Source organism: Anaerostipes sp. PC18, from assembly GCF_039789045.1.
Lineage (GTDB): Bacteria > Bacillota > Clostridia > Lachnospirales > Lachnospiraceae > Anaerostipes > Anaerostipes hominis.
Genome location: NZ_CP121164.1, coordinates 1,021,768 through 1,038,176 on the forward strand (window position 1 = coordinate 1,021,768; position 16,409 = coordinate 1,038,176).

General features: G+C 44.5%; 15 protein-coding genes. 11 read left to right on the forward strand and 4 right to left on the reverse strand.

The genetic code is table 11. The features are described from left to right. Positions 1-4 precede the first annotated feature (4 nt). The 4 genes from P8F77_RS05635 to P8F77_RS05650 all read left to right on the forward strand — a co-directional run bounded on the left by P8F77_RS05635 (position 5) and on the right by P8F77_RS05650 (position 7,143). Entirely contained in the window at positions 5-943 is a 939-nt protein-coding gene (locus tag P8F77_RS05635) for a M14 family metallopeptidase (protein ID WP_270431345.1), read from the forward strand. Further along, positions 940-1,887, forward strand: coding sequence for a M14 family metallopeptidase (locus tag P8F77_RS05640; RefSeq protein WP_024728187.1), 948 nt, complete (start codon positions 940-942; stop codon positions 1,885-1,887). Before P8F77_RS05635 ends, P8F77_RS05640 begins: the two co-directional genes overlap by 4 nt. Positions 1,888-1,898: 11 nt before the next feature. Next, positions 1,899-5,648, forward strand: a complete 3,750-nt coding sequence (locus P8F77_RS05645; RefSeq protein WP_270431346.1) for a phosphoribosylformylglycinamidine synthase — start codon at positions 1,899-1,901, stop codon at positions 5,646-5,648. Positions 5,649-6,060: 412 nt separating this feature from the next. Further along, positions 6,061-7,143, forward strand: coding sequence for a transaldolase family protein (locus P8F77_RS05650; RefSeq protein ID WP_024728185.1), 1,083 nt, complete (start codon positions 6,061-6,063; stop codon positions 7,141-7,143). A 99-nt stretch (positions 7,144-7,242) separates the two neighbouring features. On the opposite strand, the gene P8F77_RS05655 is transcribed toward P8F77_RS05650, so the two are convergent. Beyond that, positions 7,243-7,422, reverse strand: a complete 180-nt coding sequence (locus P8F77_RS05655) for a hypothetical protein (protein WP_024728184.1) — start codon at positions 7,420-7,422, stop codon at positions 7,243-7,245. 147 nt (positions 7,423-7,569) lie between these two features. On the opposite strand from P8F77_RS05655, the gene P8F77_RS05660 reads away from it, so the two are divergent. Together P8F77_RS05660 and P8F77_RS05665 are read left to right on the forward strand one after the other, a co-directional pair. Continuing rightward, positions 7,570-8,403 carry an AraC family transcriptional regulator gene (locus tag P8F77_RS05660; RefSeq protein WP_024728183.1) on the forward strand — a complete coding sequence of 278 codons (834 nt, stop codon included), beginning with the start codon at positions 7,570-7,572 and terminating at the stop codon, positions 8,401-8,403. Between the two features lie 221 nt (positions 8,404-8,624). Next, positions 8,625-9,227 (forward strand): cytidylate kinase-like family protein, encoded by a 603-nt coding sequence (locus P8F77_RS05665; protein ID WP_034549691.1) that lies wholly within the window; start codon positions 8,625-8,627, stop codon positions 9,225-9,227. A 90-nt stretch (positions 9,228-9,317) separates the two neighbouring features. Here the strand turns inward: P8F77_RS05665 and P8F77_RS05670 are convergent, their stop codons facing one another. Next, positions 9,318-9,575 carry a type II toxin-antitoxin system Phd/YefM family antitoxin gene (locus P8F77_RS05670; RefSeq protein ID WP_024728182.1) on the reverse strand — a complete coding sequence of 86 codons (258 nt, stop codon included), beginning with the start codon at positions 9,573-9,575 and terminating at the stop codon, positions 9,318-9,320. 169 nt (positions 9,576-9,744) lie between these two features. Between P8F77_RS05670 and P8F77_RS05675 the strand changes: the two genes are divergently transcribed. Together P8F77_RS05675 and P8F77_RS05680 are read left to right on the forward strand one after the other, a co-directional pair. Beyond that, entirely contained in the window at positions 9,745-10,353 is a 609-nt protein-coding gene (locus P8F77_RS05675; RefSeq protein ID WP_095142876.1) for a DUF3267 domain-containing protein, read from the forward strand. A gap of 224 nt (positions 10,354-10,577) precedes the next feature. Further along, positions 10,578-11,177 (forward strand): cytidylate kinase-like family protein, encoded by a 600-nt coding sequence (locus P8F77_RS05680; RefSeq protein WP_024728166.1) that lies wholly within the window; start codon positions 10,578-10,580, stop codon positions 11,175-11,177. A gap of 391 nt (positions 11,178-11,568) precedes the next feature. On the opposite strand, the gene P8F77_RS05685 is transcribed toward P8F77_RS05680, so the two are convergent. Further along, a complete protein-coding gene (locus P8F77_RS05685) occupies positions 11,569-12,333 on the reverse strand; it encodes a DeoR/GlpR family DNA-binding transcription regulator (RefSeq protein WP_024728164.1) in 765 nt (254 codons plus the stop codon). Positions 12,334-12,613: 280 nt separating this feature from the next. On the opposite strand from P8F77_RS05685, the gene P8F77_RS05690 reads away from it, so the two are divergent. Beyond that, positions 12,614-13,456 (forward strand): Cof-type HAD-IIB family hydrolase, encoded by an 843-nt coding sequence (locus tag P8F77_RS05690; RefSeq protein WP_024728163.1) that lies wholly within the window; start codon positions 12,614-12,616, stop codon positions 13,454-13,456. Between the two features lie 78 nt (positions 13,457-13,534). Here P8F77_RS05690 and P8F77_RS05695 read toward each other — a convergent pair whose 3' ends face one another. Beyond that, positions 13,535-14,137: a flavin reductase gene (locus P8F77_RS05695; RefSeq protein ID WP_024728162.1), complete on the reverse strand. Its 603-nt coding sequence runs from the start codon at positions 14,135-14,137 to the stop codon at positions 13,535-13,537. A gap of 174 nt (positions 14,138-14,311) precedes the next feature. On the opposite strand from P8F77_RS05695, the gene P8F77_RS05700 reads away from it, so the two are divergent. Beyond that, positions 14,312-15,343 (forward strand): LacI family DNA-binding transcriptional regulator, encoded by a 1,032-nt coding sequence (locus P8F77_RS05700; protein ID WP_287518620.1) that lies wholly within the window; start codon positions 14,312-14,314, stop codon positions 15,341-15,343. Between the two features lie 247 nt (positions 15,344-15,590). Further along, positions 15,591-16,202, forward strand: coding sequence for a DUF3793 family protein (locus P8F77_RS05705; RefSeq protein ID WP_024728160.1), 612 nt, complete (start codon positions 15,591-15,593; stop codon positions 16,200-16,202). Positions 16,203-16,409 lie beyond the last annotated feature (207 nt).

Sequence of the window (16,409 nt, forward strand, 5' to 3'; positions counted from 1 at the left end):
CAGGATGATTGAGACAGTAGTATCAGTAAAGCTCCCGGTGCGGGAGACATTAAGGATTAAGAAGAATTCCCTGCATCCGGACGTGATGACGGGAAGAGAAAAGAGAATATGCCTCGTTTCAGGTTTATATGGAGATGAGCTTGGAGGGCAGTATATATGCGGAGAAATCATAAAGAGGATCAAAGAGGACTATGATTCCCTGTCAGGAATCGTGGACGTATATCCGTCGGTCAACCCTTTGGGGCTGGATGCCAGGAGCCGGAGCATCCCAGTTACACAGGAGGATTACAGCGCGGTTTTTCCGGGAGACTTAAAAGGGGAACTCGGGGAATATACAGCGGCCAAGCTGCTGGAGGATATGGAGAGTGCAGACTGTGTAATCGACATTCATTCCAGCAATATTTTCCTTCAGGAGATCCCCCAGGTGAGATTAAACAGCCATGCGGACGAGCGCCTGCTCCGCCTCGCAGGATATATGAATACTGATCTGATTTGGATACATCCGTCTACGACAGTGAATGAGGGAAGCCTTTCCTATGCCCTGAATGAACGGGGAGTGCCTTGTATGGTCACAGAATCAGGGGCTGCATTCAGGATTAAATATGACTTCTGCAGACAGATCATAGAGGGAGTGTTTGCCATCATGAAGGAACTGGGCATCTGGAAGGGAACGTGTGCAGAACCGAAAAGGGCCCCGGTCGTCCATGATGACGGGATTCATTATCTGAACTGCGAGACGAACGGTCTGTTTGTCACTCACAAGAAGGTGAAAGATTATGTGAAAAAGGGTGAGATCATCGGCAGCATCACCAGTCCCATCCTGGGAGCGGTGGAGGAAGAAATCATTGCGCCGGTGGACGGTATCTTAATGACTGTCAGAGAACACCCGGGCGTGACGGAGGGGTCTCTGATCGCCAGAGTCGTGGGAGGTGCCCTGGTATGATCAAAGAGACATTGTATACGACAGATTCTTACCTCAGGGAAGAATTTAAAATAAAAGGATTTCGGTTCGGCAGTACAGGCGAAGACTCAGAACCGTCTGCCTGCATTGTCGGCTCCATGAGAGGCAATGAATTTCAGCAGCTTTTTATCTGCTCTCTGCTGGTAAAAAGACTGAAGGAGCTGGAAGCATCCGGCTCGATTGTGGGAAATCATGAGATCCTGGTCATCCCTTCAATGAATAATTCATCAATGAATGTAGGGATGCGGTATTGGGTATCGGACAACAGTGACATCAACCGGGAGTTTCCGGGGAATCCGCAGGGAGAGCCAACCAGCCGTCTGGCGGCCAATATATTTGAGAAAGTAAAGGGCTACCGCTATGGAATCCAGTTTCCTTCATTTTACCGGAAGGGAGATTTTATACCCCATGTGCGGATGCAGACTACGGGAAAGGAAAGTGCAAGTCTGGCAAATTTATTCGGACTGCCTTATGTGATCACAAGCAAGCCGAGAAGCTTTGATGTGAAGACGTTAAATTATAACTGGCAGATCAACGGGACAGATGCATTTTCAGTCTATTCCGGTGATACGGGACATATCAATGAGTTTTCGGCGAAACAGGCTGTATCTGCTGTTTTGCGGTTTTTAACCAGAATGGGAATTTTAAAATATAATTGCCATAACGGCTATATTGCAAGTATTATAGAAGAAGAGGACATGGCGGAAGTTAAGACGGAGGCACCGGGATTTTTCCGGCGTCTTGTCAATGTCGGAGAGGAAGTGCACCGGGGACAGCTCTTAGGAGAGATCCTGGACCCTTACGAGGGAGATATTATTTCTGCGGTGCATTCCACCGTGGATGGAATCGTTTTTTACGCGAAGAAAGATCCAATGATCTTGGAGAATGCTTCTGCGTTTCAAATCATAAAGAAGCTGCACGAATAGAGGAGGACCATATGGGACAAGTAAAGAGAGTTTATGTGGAAAAGAAACAGGACTATGCCATCAAAGCAAAGGAACTGCTGGAGGAAGTGAGGCAGTACTTGGGATTGGATGTGGAAAACATCCGCGTACTGATCCGCTATGATGTGGAAAATGTTTCTGAGGAAAGCTATCAAAAGGCGCTGGGCACCGTGTTCAGTGAGCCTCCTGTGGATGAAGTTTATGAGGAAGCGTTCCCTGCGGAAGAAGGGGAAACGGCTTTCAGCGTGGAATTCCTCCCGGGGCAGTTTGACCAGAGGGCAGACTCTGCCCAGCAGTGTCTGAAGCTGTTAAATGAAAGTGAAGAACCGGTCATCCGGAGCGCCACTACATATGTAGTAAAGGGAGCATTATCTGAGGATGAGATGGGTCAGATCAAAGATTACTGCATCAATCCGGTGGATTCCAGAGAGTCCTCTGAAGAAAAACCGGATACTCTTGTGATGGAGTTTGAAGAGCCGGAAGATGTAAAGATTGTGGAAGGATTCAGGGATATGGACGAACAGCCGTTTAAGGAACTTTATGATTCCCTGAACCTGGCTATGACCTTTAAGGATTTCCTGCACATCCAGAAGCATTTTAAAGAAGAGGAACAGAGAGACCCGTCCATGACCGAGATCCGTGTTCTGGACACATATTGGTCTGATCACTGCCGTCACACGACCTTTTCAACGGAGCTTAAAAATATTAAGTTCCAGGAAGGCTTTTACCGTGCGCCTTTGGAGGCGACCTATGAGCAGTATATGCTGGATCACAAGAGCATTTTCCAGGGAAGGAAAGACAAATTTGTCTGCCTGATGGACCTTGCGCTGATGGCTATGCGCCGGCTCAAACGGGAAGGTGCCTTAAATGACATGGAAGAGAGTGAAGAGATCAACGCGTGCAGTATCGTAGTGCCTGTCTCCATAGACGGAAAAGAGGAGGAGTGGCTCGTAAGCTTTAAGAATGAGACGCATAACCATCCTACTGAGATCGAGCCGTTCGGTGGTGCGGCTACCTGCCTCGGCGGAGCGATCAGAGATCCGCTTTCCGGGCGTTCTTATGTGTATCAGGCTATGCGTGTGACCGGAGCCGGCGATCCTACTGTACCATTAAAAGATACTTTAAAAGGAAAGCTTCCGCAGAGGAAGATCGTGACCGGAGCTGCTCATGGATATAGTTCTTACGGCAACCAGATCGGATTGGCCACTGGATTTGTAGATGAGATCTATCATCCGGATTATGTGGCAAAACGTATGGAGATCGGGGCTGTCATGGGTGCTGCGCCGAGAAAGAACGTCGTAAGGGAAAGCTCAGATCCCGGAGATATCATCGTTCTGCTCGGCGGAAGAACCGGACGTGACGGCTGCGGAGGAGCTACCGGATCTTCTAAGGTCCACACAGAAGAGTCCATCGAGACATGCGGCGCGGAAGTACAGAAAGGTAATCCTCCGACAGAGAGAAAGATCCAGAGACTGTTTAGAAGGAAAGAAGTCAGCAGGCTGATCAAAAAGTGCAATGATTTCGGTGCAGGCGGTGTTTCTGTGGCGATCGGAGAACTCGCAGACGGACTTACGATCGATCTTGACAAGGTGCCGAAAAAGTATGCGGGACTTGATGGAACAGAGCTTGCCATCTCTGAATCCCAGGAACGTATGGCGGTTGTCCTGGACCCAAAAGATGTGGATCAGTTCTTAGCCTTTTCCGAGGAAGAAAACCTGGAAGCAGTGGCGGTTGCCGTTGTAACCGAGGAGCCAAGATTAGTTCTCTCCTGGAGAGGAAAAGAGATCGTAAATCTGTCCCGTGCATTTTTGGACACGAACGGAGCCCATCAGGAAAATGATGTATATGTAGAGATTCCGCACCGCGTCAGCAGCTTCTTTGATAAGGAGATTCCAAAGAGTTTTACGGAAGCATGTATTAATACACTGAAAGATCTGAATGTATGCTCCAAGAAAGGACTTGTGGAGATGTTTGACAGCACCATTGGTGCAGGCAGCGTCACTCTGCCTTACGGTGGAAAATATCAGATGACACCGGTCCAGACGATGGTAGCCAAGCTTCCGGTGCTTCACGGAAAGACAGATACCGTGACCATGATGAGTTATGGATTTGACCCATACTTGTCCAAATGGAGTCCATTCCACGGAGCAGTTTATGCGATCACTCATTCCATCGCAAAAATCGTGGCAGCTGGCGGTGACTACAAGAAGATCCGTCTGACCTTCCAGGAGTACTTCAAACGCCTTGGAGAAGATCCGGAGCGCTGGGGACAGCCATTCGCGGCACTGCTCGGTGCATACCACGCACAGATCGGATTTGGACTTGCATCTATCGGAGGAAAGGACAGTATGTCCGGAACCTTCAACGACATTGATGTGCCTCCGACGCTCGTATCCTTTGCTGTAGATGTGGCAGACGGAAAACACGTGATCACTCCGGAACTGAAACGCGCAGGCAACCGTCTCGTGCGGATCTGTATTCCGAGGGATGTCTATAACCTTCCGGTTTACAGTGAGGCGAAAAAAGTTTACAAACGTATCCACAGGCTCATAGAAGAAGGTGCGATCAAATCCTGCTATGCCATCGGATTCGGAGGAACCATTGAAGCGGTTGCCAAGATGGCCTTCGGAAATGGCCTTGGAGTTATTTTTGACCAGGAAGTTGAAATCAAAGATCTTGTTGAGAACCATTACGGATCTTTCGTGGTGGAAATGGATACGAGGGATATCAGAAAACTTGCGATCCCAAGCCTTCTCCTCGGTGAGATCACCACAACACCGGAACTTGTATTAGGAAATGAAGTGGTTCCGCTGAAAGAGGCCGCAGATGCGTGGACCAAGCCTTTGGAAGAAGTCTTCCCGACCCGCTCTGAAGGAAGCCAGGATGTAGTAGAGACAAGAAACTACACCAAAGGCAAGGCGCATTTTGCCAAGAATAAAATAGCGAAACCAAAAGTATTTATTCCGGTATTCCCGGGTACAAACTGCGAATATGATTCTGCAAGGGCGTTTGAAGACGCAGGGGCAGAGGTCATTACTAAGGTATTTAAGAACCTGGACGCACAGGGAATCCGTGACTCTGTAGATGAGTTTGAAAAAGCAATCAAAGAGTCACAGATGATCATGTTCCCGGGAGGCTTCAGTGCAGGTGATGAGCCGGAGGGTTCTGCCAAATTCTTTGCAACAGCCTTCCGAAATGAAAAGCTCAAAGAGTCTGTCATGGACCTGCTGAACAATCGGGATGGTCTCGTGCTGGGAATCTGTAACGGGTTCCAGGCACTGATCAAACTTGGACTGGTACCGGAAGGAAAGATTGTGGAGCAGACAGAGCAGTCTCCGACGCTGACGATGAACCGGATTGGACGTCATATTTCAAAAGTAGCCTATACCAAAGTGACTTCAAACCTGTCACCATGGTTCCATGAAGTCAATGCGGGAGACATTTTCAGTATCCCTGTTTCACACGGAGAAGGACGTTTTGTGGCAAATGACGATGTGATCAAAAAGCTGTTTGAAAACGGCCAGGTGGCAACCCAGTATGTGGACTTGAATGGAGATCCTACTATGAATGAGGACTTTAACCCGAATGGTTCCTATTATGCCATCGAGGGTATCACAAGCCCGGACGGAAGGGTTTTGGGAAAGATGGGCCATTCAGAACGTATGGGACGTTTTGTTTCCAATAACATTGCCGGAAACAAAAACCAGAAGATTTTCCTTTCAGGAGTGAACTATTTTAAATAATCAGATCCCGGTATCATAATAAGAACCCCGCAGTGTACTCTGCGGGGTTCTTATATTTAATGAAAAGAGAGGATTAAAAATATATATGAAAAACGATTGCCTCAGGGACATGCTGTGTTTCATGTCTTATGAGGTATGTTTTTAGTATAGCAGGATTACCGTAGGAAACAATGGATAGAAAATAAACAATTCTAAATGAAATATAAACAAATCTTATACCCAGAGGACACCCCGTATTCTATACCCTTCGGGTGTAGAATTCTTGTGTTTCTGGAGAAAAAGAAAAGGTTCATGTGAATGAGCTGATAATATTTTGGTTAAAATTCGGAATAAATATTGAAAATATTATCTAAATATACTAATATATAATCATTATGTAACCAACGACTTTCTCATGAAAGGAGTCTTCTTTATGTCAGATGCAAAAGGAAAACTGTTTGAAACTAATGAAAAATTCCCACAGACCGAATATTGGAACGATTCTTGTGCGGTAAAAGAACTGGAGTATGCCATCGACCGTGGAGCAACCGGGGCTACCACCAATCCTGTGATCGTAGGAAATGTATTAAATCAGGAGATGGATCTCTGGGAAGATACTCTTGTAAAGTGGATCGATGAAATGCCGGACGCAACAGAGGAGGAGGTTGCATGGCGCCTGATCGAACAGATGGCAGTGCGCGGAGCAAAACTTCTTAATCCGGTCTATGAAAAGACAAATCATAAAAAAGGGAAAATCTCCATCCAGACCAATGCAAAATTATACAGAAACGCAGACGCAATGGCAGAACAGGCAATCGGATTCGGGGACCTGGCACCGAATATCATGGTTAAAATGCCGACTTCCGCAGCGGGAATCAAGGCATTTGAGGAAGCTACCTTCGCCGGTATCAGTATCAACGCCACTGTATCCTTCACTGTGGCACAGGCCGTAGCAGTGGCAGAGGCAGTAGAGCGCGGATTAAAACGGAGAGAAGAAGCGGGACTTTCTAACGAGAATATAACACCGGTGTGCACCATCATGGTGGGACGCACGGATGACTGGGTAAAAGAAGCAGTGAAACGGGACAATCTGTGTCTGGATCCATGCGCATTAGAGTATGCGGGAGTTGCAGCATTCAAGAATGCATATAAGATCTATCAGGAACGCGGATATAAGACAAGACTTCTGGCTGCCGCGTACAGGAATTATTTCCACTGGTCAGAGTTTATCGGCGGAGACGTGGTGCTCACCATCACACAGCCTTGGCAGGAGAAGATCAACGGAAGCGACGTGGAAGTAAAAGAGCGTATGAGCCGCCCGGTTCCCGAAAAATATCTAAATGAACTGAAGAAGATCCCTGATTTTATCATGGCATATGAAGAAGACGGCCTGAAACCAGAAGAATTTGTACATTACGGAGCCTTTGTAAAGACCATCAGCCAGTTCCTGGGAGGATACGAAAGCCTTCTCGGGGTGATCAGAAAACTGATGGTGGGAGACCCTATTAGAAAGTAAAATAAATAGACGGCAAAACAGCAGGTATCCTATGGATCATACCTGCTGTTTTACTCTTTCATTGGTTCATTGGTTGTTTCATCGTTCTGCACGTGTACCTCACATTCTTTTCTTCGGTGGGATATAGTAATGACCGCCGTTCATTGCGGTGATCCCGGCGCTGATGATGTCACAGTTATCAATTAAATATTTTTTCACTTTCTCCTTCAAGGACAGTTTTGCTGTATTGGCTGGAGAAGAGTTTGCTGCATTCATCTGTACTGCTTTTGTATTTGTCATATCGGTTCCTCCTTTCTTAAATGATGTTTTTCTTTTACGGTTCCTATGATATCATTGTATACAAGGATTGATTAGATGATTTTTTGACCAGTTTTTAGGGCAATATTGACAAGGAGGCTGGGTGATAGGAAAGGAAAGCGCTGACATATGTATGAAACACTCTACAGACTTGAAAAGACAGGTATAGATATCAAATATTGGACTAACAAGGGACAGTATACCCCTCCCCATTGGCATACGGCCATCGAGCTGATCTATGTGCTGAACGGCACGGGATCCGTGATCTTTGACGGGAAAGAGCATCTCACAAAAGCGGGGGATCTTCTGGTCGTTGACTCCAATAAAATCCATGAGATGAAGTGTGCGGAAGTCTCCATGATGATCATAATCCAGTTTTCCAGGAAAAGAATGAAGAACTACGTCAAGGACATTGACAGCTTCCGCCTGTCCTGCAGCCGGGAGAGCGCGGAGCATGGAAAAGAAAAGGAATACCAGTCGGTCTGCGGACTTTTGCGTAAGCTTCCCCTTTTGTATGTGAGGCAGCCCGTGGGATATGAGCTAAAAAGCCAGGCAGTCGCTATGGAGATCCTGTATGAGCTGCTGAATCATTTTGGGGAAGAGGATACCGGGAGGACCGCAGAGAAGGAAGGAGCTTTAAAACGTCTGGGTGAGATCACGGATTATATTGAAGAGCATTACAGAGATCCGATCCCGCTGGAGGAGATCGCTTCCCATTTTTACCTAAACCGTGAGTATTTCAGCCGCTTTTTTAAAAGGAATATGGGAGTGTCTTTCTCAAGATATGTCAACCAGGTCCGTCTGCTGCACATATACTATGATATCTGCAACACGGAGGAGGGGATCATGGATCTGATTGAGAAGCATGGATTTAAAAATTATAAACTGTTCATTAAAATGTTCCGGGAAATCTATGGGAGCACACCGAGGGAAGTCCGCAGTGAGAGAAAAGGACAGACATAAAACAAAAGCAAGCTTGCTTTTGTTTCTTTTATAGAAAACGTTTTTCCCATCGGTTATCTGTATACAAAGTCGGGAATTTGGAAAAGAGATAGACTTTTGGTAATAAATTGAGTATAATTAGAATATATATTTATAATATAGTTGAATATTGTTAGGGAACTGTTGCAAATTATGAATATATTATGATAATTTTCTGAAACCGAGATTGGAAAGGAGAAACTATGGAAAAAACATTGATCACCATCAGCCGCCAGTACGGAAGTGATGGAACAAAGGTTGCACAGGTTTTGGCGGACAAGCTGGATGTCTGGTACTATAACAGAGATATCCTGTATATGGCTGCTGAGAAGATCGGCGTGGATGATCTGGATGAGAAATCGCTGGAAGAGCTGAATTACAGAAAAAGCTCCCGATATGTGGAGGGACTGAGTGTCATGATGGGAACACCGGGACACATTCCGGTCTACAATCAGATGTTTAAGGAACAGTCCAAGATCATCCGCAAGCTTGCCGGATACGGCTCTGGAGTCTTTCTTGGAAGATGTGCAGATTACGTGCTGAAAGATATGGATAATGTTTATACAATATATCTCTATGCAGATGATGAATTCCGTATAAGTCATCTGTCTGAGGCGGAAGGCCGCGAGATTACAAAATCTGAATTGAAGAAGGAAGATAAGACAAGAGAATCTTACTATAACTACTACACTGGACAGAAATGGGGCGACGTACAGAATTATGATCTGGCTGTCAATATGACGAAAATCAGCCCTGAAAACTGTGCAGAGTTAATTCTTGAGTACATTGAAAAGAGAAGAAAATAAGAATAATAAAAAGGCATCCTCAGAGTTTGTATTTAACTTTGAGGATGTCTTTTTAGAAATAATGGGAGATACCGCAAACTATATTTGCTATCAGTCATTTATTTTCCTTCTTAGCCCTTCAAAAACTTCTTCATGTGAATAACGCCTACTGTTATTTTGGGCGGCAGCATCAGCCTTATAAAGAGCAGTCTCTAAACCGTCTGTTAGATTGGAATATGCCTCCAGACTAAGAACTACCATAGAACCGTAACCATTTTTTGTAAGATACACAGGCTCCCCTTTGTTGACCAATTTTTCTATATCGGGAAACTTATTTCTTAAGTCAGAAACAGGTTTGATCTGTATCAAATCATCACTCCTTATCAATAATTTATCGTAATATTATCATTGTTTTTATTATAAGCTATCGACTCATAGATTACAAGTATTATAGACAATATTTAATCATTATGGTAGATTAAAAGGAGAATACAAAAAATTATTTAGAAAAAGGAACATTGGACAGGAGATATCGCAAATGTTGGATAAAAAAAGAGACAAAAAGCAGGAACGGATTGAAAATTTTGAAAGTCAGAGAGAAAAAATGAAAAAGGCAGGGTACAAGGAATCCTCCGGGATCATTTCTGTGCTGAGGGCCAATGTTTTGGCGTTTGCTACTGCCGGACCAATCTGTATTGCAGCTTATATACTATATTTCATTCGCTGGGGAGAAAGTGGGTGGACCATGAATGGAAGAAATCTGATCTTCTTTTTTGCACTATTTTTTGCAGCCATATTTGTCCATGAACTGCTTCATGGTTTGGGGTGGAGTCTGAATTGTAAAGATGGATGGAAAAGTATTGCATTTGGTGTGATGTGGAGTTCGTTGACTCCATACTGCCACTGCAGAGAGCCGTTGAAGTTCGGCAGTTATTCGGTGGGCTTATATCTGCCTTTCTGTGTATTAGGTTTGGGCCTTTTTGCAGTTTCCATGATCGTTCCCAATAATACGGTTTTTTTGCTTGCAGTCCTGAATATGCTGTCTGCAGGCGGGGACCTTACCATCGGATGTTATCTTCTGAAGCATAAAAATGGGCTGATCCTGGATCACCCAACCGACTGCGGATTTATTTCATTTGAAAAATAAAGTATTGTATAAACCTGACAAGAGACGGACTGATTTTTACATAAAGAATGATCAATTCACTAAAAATAAAATTTACTATAGTATTCTGGGGACTAATTGAGTATAATGAGAGCGAAAACAGAAAATCAAGAGCAATAATAGTGATAAGTCATAAATAAGATGGGTATCTTATGGTATGCCCTTTCGGGTATACCCGCAAAAGTAAATCAGAAAGGAATCGAAAAATGGAAAAAACATTGATCACGATCAGCCGTCAGCATGGAAGCGGCGGAACCGAAGTAGCGCGGATTTTGGCAGACAGACTTGGGGTATGGTATTACAATAGAGAGATTTTATACATTGCGGCAGACAAGATTGGATTTGACTCCCTGGATGAGCAGGCCATGGAGGAGCTGAACTACAAGAAGAGCTCAAAATATATGGAAGGACTGAGTGTCATGATGGGAACTCCAGGCCATATTCCGGTGTATAACCAGATGTACAAAGAACAGGGAAAGATCATACAGAAGCTGGCAGGCTATGGATCCGGCGTTTTTCTCGGAAGATGCGCTGACTATATCTTAAAAGATTTTGAGAATGTAACTTCTGTATATCTCTATGCAGATGATGAATTCAGGCAGAAGCGTCTTTCAGAAGCCGAGGGACGGGAAGTTCCTATGGCTGACATCAAAAAGGAAGATAAGACTAGAGAATCCTACTACAATTATTACACGGGGCAGAAGTGGGGCGATGTGACAAACTATGATCTTGCGCTGAACATGGGGAAGATCAGTTTTGAAGAAGCGGCAGATGTTATTTTGTCATATATTGAAAAACACAGATAATTATAAGTGATGTCTATCATGAAGACAGTATTTAGTTAAATTGACGAGTGAAGAGCAGGGAATATGGTCATTAGCCCTGCTCTTTTTCTGACATATCAATATTATGGTAATGACTGGGAAGGTATACCCAAAAGGGCATCCCGCATTTTATACCCTTCGGGTGAACGCGCTTTGCGCGATAAGGTATACCCAAAAGGGCATCCCGCATTTTATACCCTTCGGGTGAACGCGCTTTGCGCGATAAGGTATAAGATGATCTACAACGCGGTTTATGATCTCTTCCAGACTATTTTTATTTGGTTGTTGATAGGAGAAATTATTTCTAACTATGATAAAAAAGGACAGAGCCGGTTTTGTCCGGCGCTGTCCTTGACCACTTGATACAGGACCTTTAATCAATGGTTTCCACTGTAATGGAATTGGAACGGCAGAAATCTGTATACTCTTCCTTGGGAAGCTGATCCGTGAGGATATAATTAATCTTTTCCAGCGGGCAGTAAGTCATCAGAGAAAAGATGCCGAATTTTGAGTGGTCTGCCAGCACATATCGCTGCATGCTGTTGGAGACGACGGCTTCCTTTACCCGGTATTCCTCCTCAGACGCGTTTGTCAGGCCGTTTTCAATGGAAAGGCCGGTGCATGCCATAAAGGCTTTGCTGATATTAAAAGCTTTAAGATACTCAGAGATCTTCGCATCCACAAAGGAGAGGGTTTCCCTTTTTAAGTAGCCTGGAAGGGAAATAACGGTCAGATTCTTATAAGGAAGGGCTTTCAGGGAAACCTGCAGGCTGTTGGTGATGATGGTGCAGCGTTTCTCTGAAATATAATCCACAATATTGTGGCAGGTTGTACCGGTGTCGATATAGATAATGTCATCATCCTCAATATGATCGGCTGCAAGGCGGCAGATGGCCTTCTTTTCTTCTACGAACTTTTCGTGGCGTTCTGCAAAAGGAAGCAGCTTTTTCGACGGAAGAGTGTCATTTAATGTGACTCCTCCGTACACTTTTTTTATTTTTCCTGCTTTTGCAAGCGTGTCAATGTCTCTTCGGATCGTATTTTTGGAGACCTGGAAAACCTCGCATAAGGTATCCAAGGAAACCGACTTTTCTTTTGTGATATACTGTTCTATTTCATCGATTCGTTTTGTACGCATATGAAAACTCCCTCTCGTTTATTCAAATTTAGGCCCAGTCTGGCCATAAAAATAAAAGCTTTGTTTTATTATAGTATATTATGAGTAAATTGAAAAGAAGCAATTGGTAAGTTGTGATAAAGTTTAATGCTAATAACTTTAGTCCATACTTTTATCATCAAGGAGGTCTTTTCCTGACATTTTTTCTGAGGTATAATAAAGCAGAAACAAGCAACCTTAACGCGTGAAGTACAAGAATGTAAGGGTATAAAACATGCTGAAAGGAACAGTGGGGGACGGGATGAAAGAACAAGAAATCAAATTGATCGCCATGGATATGGACGGGACACTTCTGACCAGCCGGAAGGAAGTGACACAAAAGACAGTAAAAGTATTAGAAGAAGCAATGGACCGAGGGATCCAGATCGTCCCGGCTACCGGACGGTCAGTGAATGGGCTTCCGAAGGAGCTGACGGATCTTAAGAGATTAAGATACTGCATTCTGAGCAATGGGGCCAGGGTTTATGATTTACACGAACAGAGATTGATTTACAAAAACCAGTTTGACACAGATCAGATCCTCAAGCTTTTGGAAGCGGTCAAACCGTACCATGCTTTCCGGAGCATAGCAAAGGATGGAAAGGTATACTGTTATAAAGAAGAGCTTTATAGGCTGGAATCATTTCATCTGGGAGAGTATTCCGAGGAGATGATCCGTGCCTCCAGGACGCCGGTAGAGGATTTAAAAGAATTTATCCAAAAGGAAGGCGGAACTTCAGAAAAAATGACGCTGTTTTTTGAAGACCAGGAAGAACGGGCAAAGGCGAGGAAGGAACTGACAGAATGTGGTTTATATGCTGTTGTGGCTTCCTTAAAGAATAATTTGGAGATTTCTCTTCATTCCTGCAATAAGGGTGATGCGCTGGCCCATCTAATGGAGCACCTGGACTTAAAGAAAGAAAATATTATGGCCTGCGGCGATGCGGAAAATGATTATCAGATGATCGAGGCGGCAGGGATCGGGGTTGTCATGGAAAACGGCAGTGATGAGATGAAAGAGATTGCCGATTATATAACTGACGATCACAACAGTGACGGAGTGGCCAAGGCAATTGAAACGTTGGTTTTGAACCGAGAAATATAAAAATACCTCTAAAGCAGTTTTGGCTGTCTGCCGTGTCTGCTTTAGAGGTATTTTATTGTAAGAGCAACCCTATTCCAGCTAGATTCGTTCAAAATCAGAAGCGCCGTGTTTACAGATCGGGCATACAAAATCGGCGGGGAGTTCTTCACCCTCGTAAATATATCCGCAGATTTTACAGCGCCAGCCGGTTTTCTTTGTTTCCTGCGGCTGGGGTTTGATATTCTTGTGATAATATGCGTAGGTAACAGAAGGTATATTTGATAAGACTTCTCCGTCTGTGACATCGGCGATAAACATTGTGTGTGTGCCCAGATCAACTGTCTCTGCCACAGAAGCGCTGAGAAATGCGTTCGCATATTGACTTAAATAAATAATCTCGTTGGAGGAACGGTCATAGCCGGAGAAATCCTTCAGCTTGTCAACATCCCTGCCGCTCTGGAATCCGAAATGCTTAAAAATATCAAAGGGAACCTCCTCGGACAGGATGGATACATTAAAGGAACCGGTGTCCCGGATCATATCATGAGTGTAATTGCCTTTATTGACTGCTACGGAAATACGGTTCGGTGTGGTCGTGACCTGCTGGACTGTGTTGACGATACAACCGTTGTCCTTGTCTCCGTCTTTTGCTGACAGTACAAACAAACCGTAGCTTAGTTGAAACATTGCTGCTTGATTCATATAAAAACCCCTTTCTATACTTGATGAGTATTGTCAATATATTCGAATTATAATCCCTTTATGACACATTTGCAATGCCCGAATGGGATATTGCTTTACTTTTCAGAAATGCGCGGTTATAATAAAACAAATGCGTGCAATGTGTCAAATAAAAAGGAAAAGTGAGGAAAGCACATGGCAGGAACAATCAAAGAAATTGCAGAGCGTGCCGGGGTCTCCCGGGGAACCGTGGACCGGGCGCTTAATAACCGGGGCAGAATCAAGCCGGAAGTGGCGGAGCGGATCATGGCCATCGCCAAAGAATTAGACTATCATTCTAACAGGAAGACAAAAAAGAACACGCAGAAAGCGGACAAAAATATAAAGATAGGGGTCATCACCCAGCTCTCAGAAGCCTCCTTTATGATCCCTGTTAAAGCGGGGATCCGTGATGCAGAGCGGGAGCTTGAGTATCTGGGAGTGGAGCTTTTATTGAAGGATATTGAATCCGTAGATGAAGAAGCCCAGATAAAAGCCATTGACGAACTGGAAGCGGAGGGGATCCACGGCCTTGCCATCATGCCGGTGCAGTCAGAGTGTGTCAGGGAACGGCTGAACCGCTTAATGGAGGAAAAGGGGATCCCAGTGGTCACATTTAACTCCGATATCGTGGGCACCAAGCGTGCATGTTTTGTGGGACTGGATAACAAGAAAAGCGGGCGAACCGCCGCAGGGCTCATGGGAATGCTGACACGAGGAAAGGGCAAAGTCCTCGTGATCACGGGATTCTTTACCAACAGTGTAAACAGTCTGCGTGTGGAAGGCTTCGTGCAGGAGATCAAGAATTCCTATCCGGAAATGGAACTGCTGGGCGTCCAGAGCAGCTTTGATGAGACAAAGGAAGTGGAAAAGATCATCGAAAATACAATGGCCATTGCACCGGATCTGGCCGGAGTCTTTGTGGCATCCGGCGGACAGGCTGGAGTATGCCTGGCTTTTGAGAAGCTGAAGCTTGATAAGAGGCCATATGTCATAGTCTATGACGCTACGCCTAAGAATACAAAAGCCCTCAAAGAAGACCGGTATGATTTTCTGATTGACCAGGAAGGCTACGAACAGGGTTACAGGCCTCCGAACCTGCTTTATAACATGATCCAAAAAGGAGAATTGCCGGAGAAGGACCATATCTATACCGATATAAAGATCAAGAACAAATACAATGTGTGACATGTTCCACATGATTTCCGTTCGGCTCTTAGAATGCCTCACTCCAATCATGTAGAACATGGACGTAGTATCTGCCGGATTAGGTTACCGCAAGCCAAAAGGTGCTATCCTACGAGAGTTTTTCTTCATTGCCGGAAGGAGACCTTTCCAGAGATGACTGGAGATAATGAAGAAAAACTCATACATAATAAGTTTCGGAAGTGTCCATCCTAAGGTTATACTAATAACCAAAGGAAGGAGCGGCCGGATGAATTGCCGATTAGAGCTTGGCAGGATCACATATAAAAATGATGTGCAGATGAAGATTGCGGCTCACTGTGCGCAGGTGTTTGCCGGAGTTAAACCTTCAAATGCGGTGACTCTGGACAGGGAAGAAACAATTTCCCTGACGCAGGCGCTGAAAGACACTGGAATTCAATACAGACTGTTATATGCCGATGCGAAACGGTGCGTCTGGCTGTTGTACAGGGAACAAGACCTTGAACAATATCTGATGAAAAGAGAACATCAAATATTTATGAGGGATTGTGGATATGATTCTGTTCAGCTAAATGACATGTTTACGGTTTTTTGTAAAAACTACTGGGAGTACAAAAACGGTAGAAAAGGATTTCCCCATGAACTGGGTCTGATTCTTGGATACCCGCTGTGTGATGTAAAAGGATTTATCCGACATCAGGGGCACAGCTATCTGTTTTCAGGGTATTGGAAGGTTTACGGAAACCCGGAGGACACCAGAAAACGGTTTGAAGTTTATGACCTTGTGAGGTATCAAATCATCAAACAGGTACAGCACAAAAAGCCTTTGGCGCAGATTGCCGCTTCCTACACCAATTACAGGATCCATAAACAATATTAAAAAATATACGCGCAGGGCACACCGTATTTTATATCCTCCGGATAGGCGTGCTACGCACGATAAGGTATACTGTCAGTTTGATAGAAGAGTGAAACACAAATATAGTGTCTTGCTCTTCTTTTTTTTGCGTGCATATGCGTGTCAAACGATTGTGCAATAATGACTAAGAAGTCTGTATACATTTGTGTAATGTATCAAAAACAATCT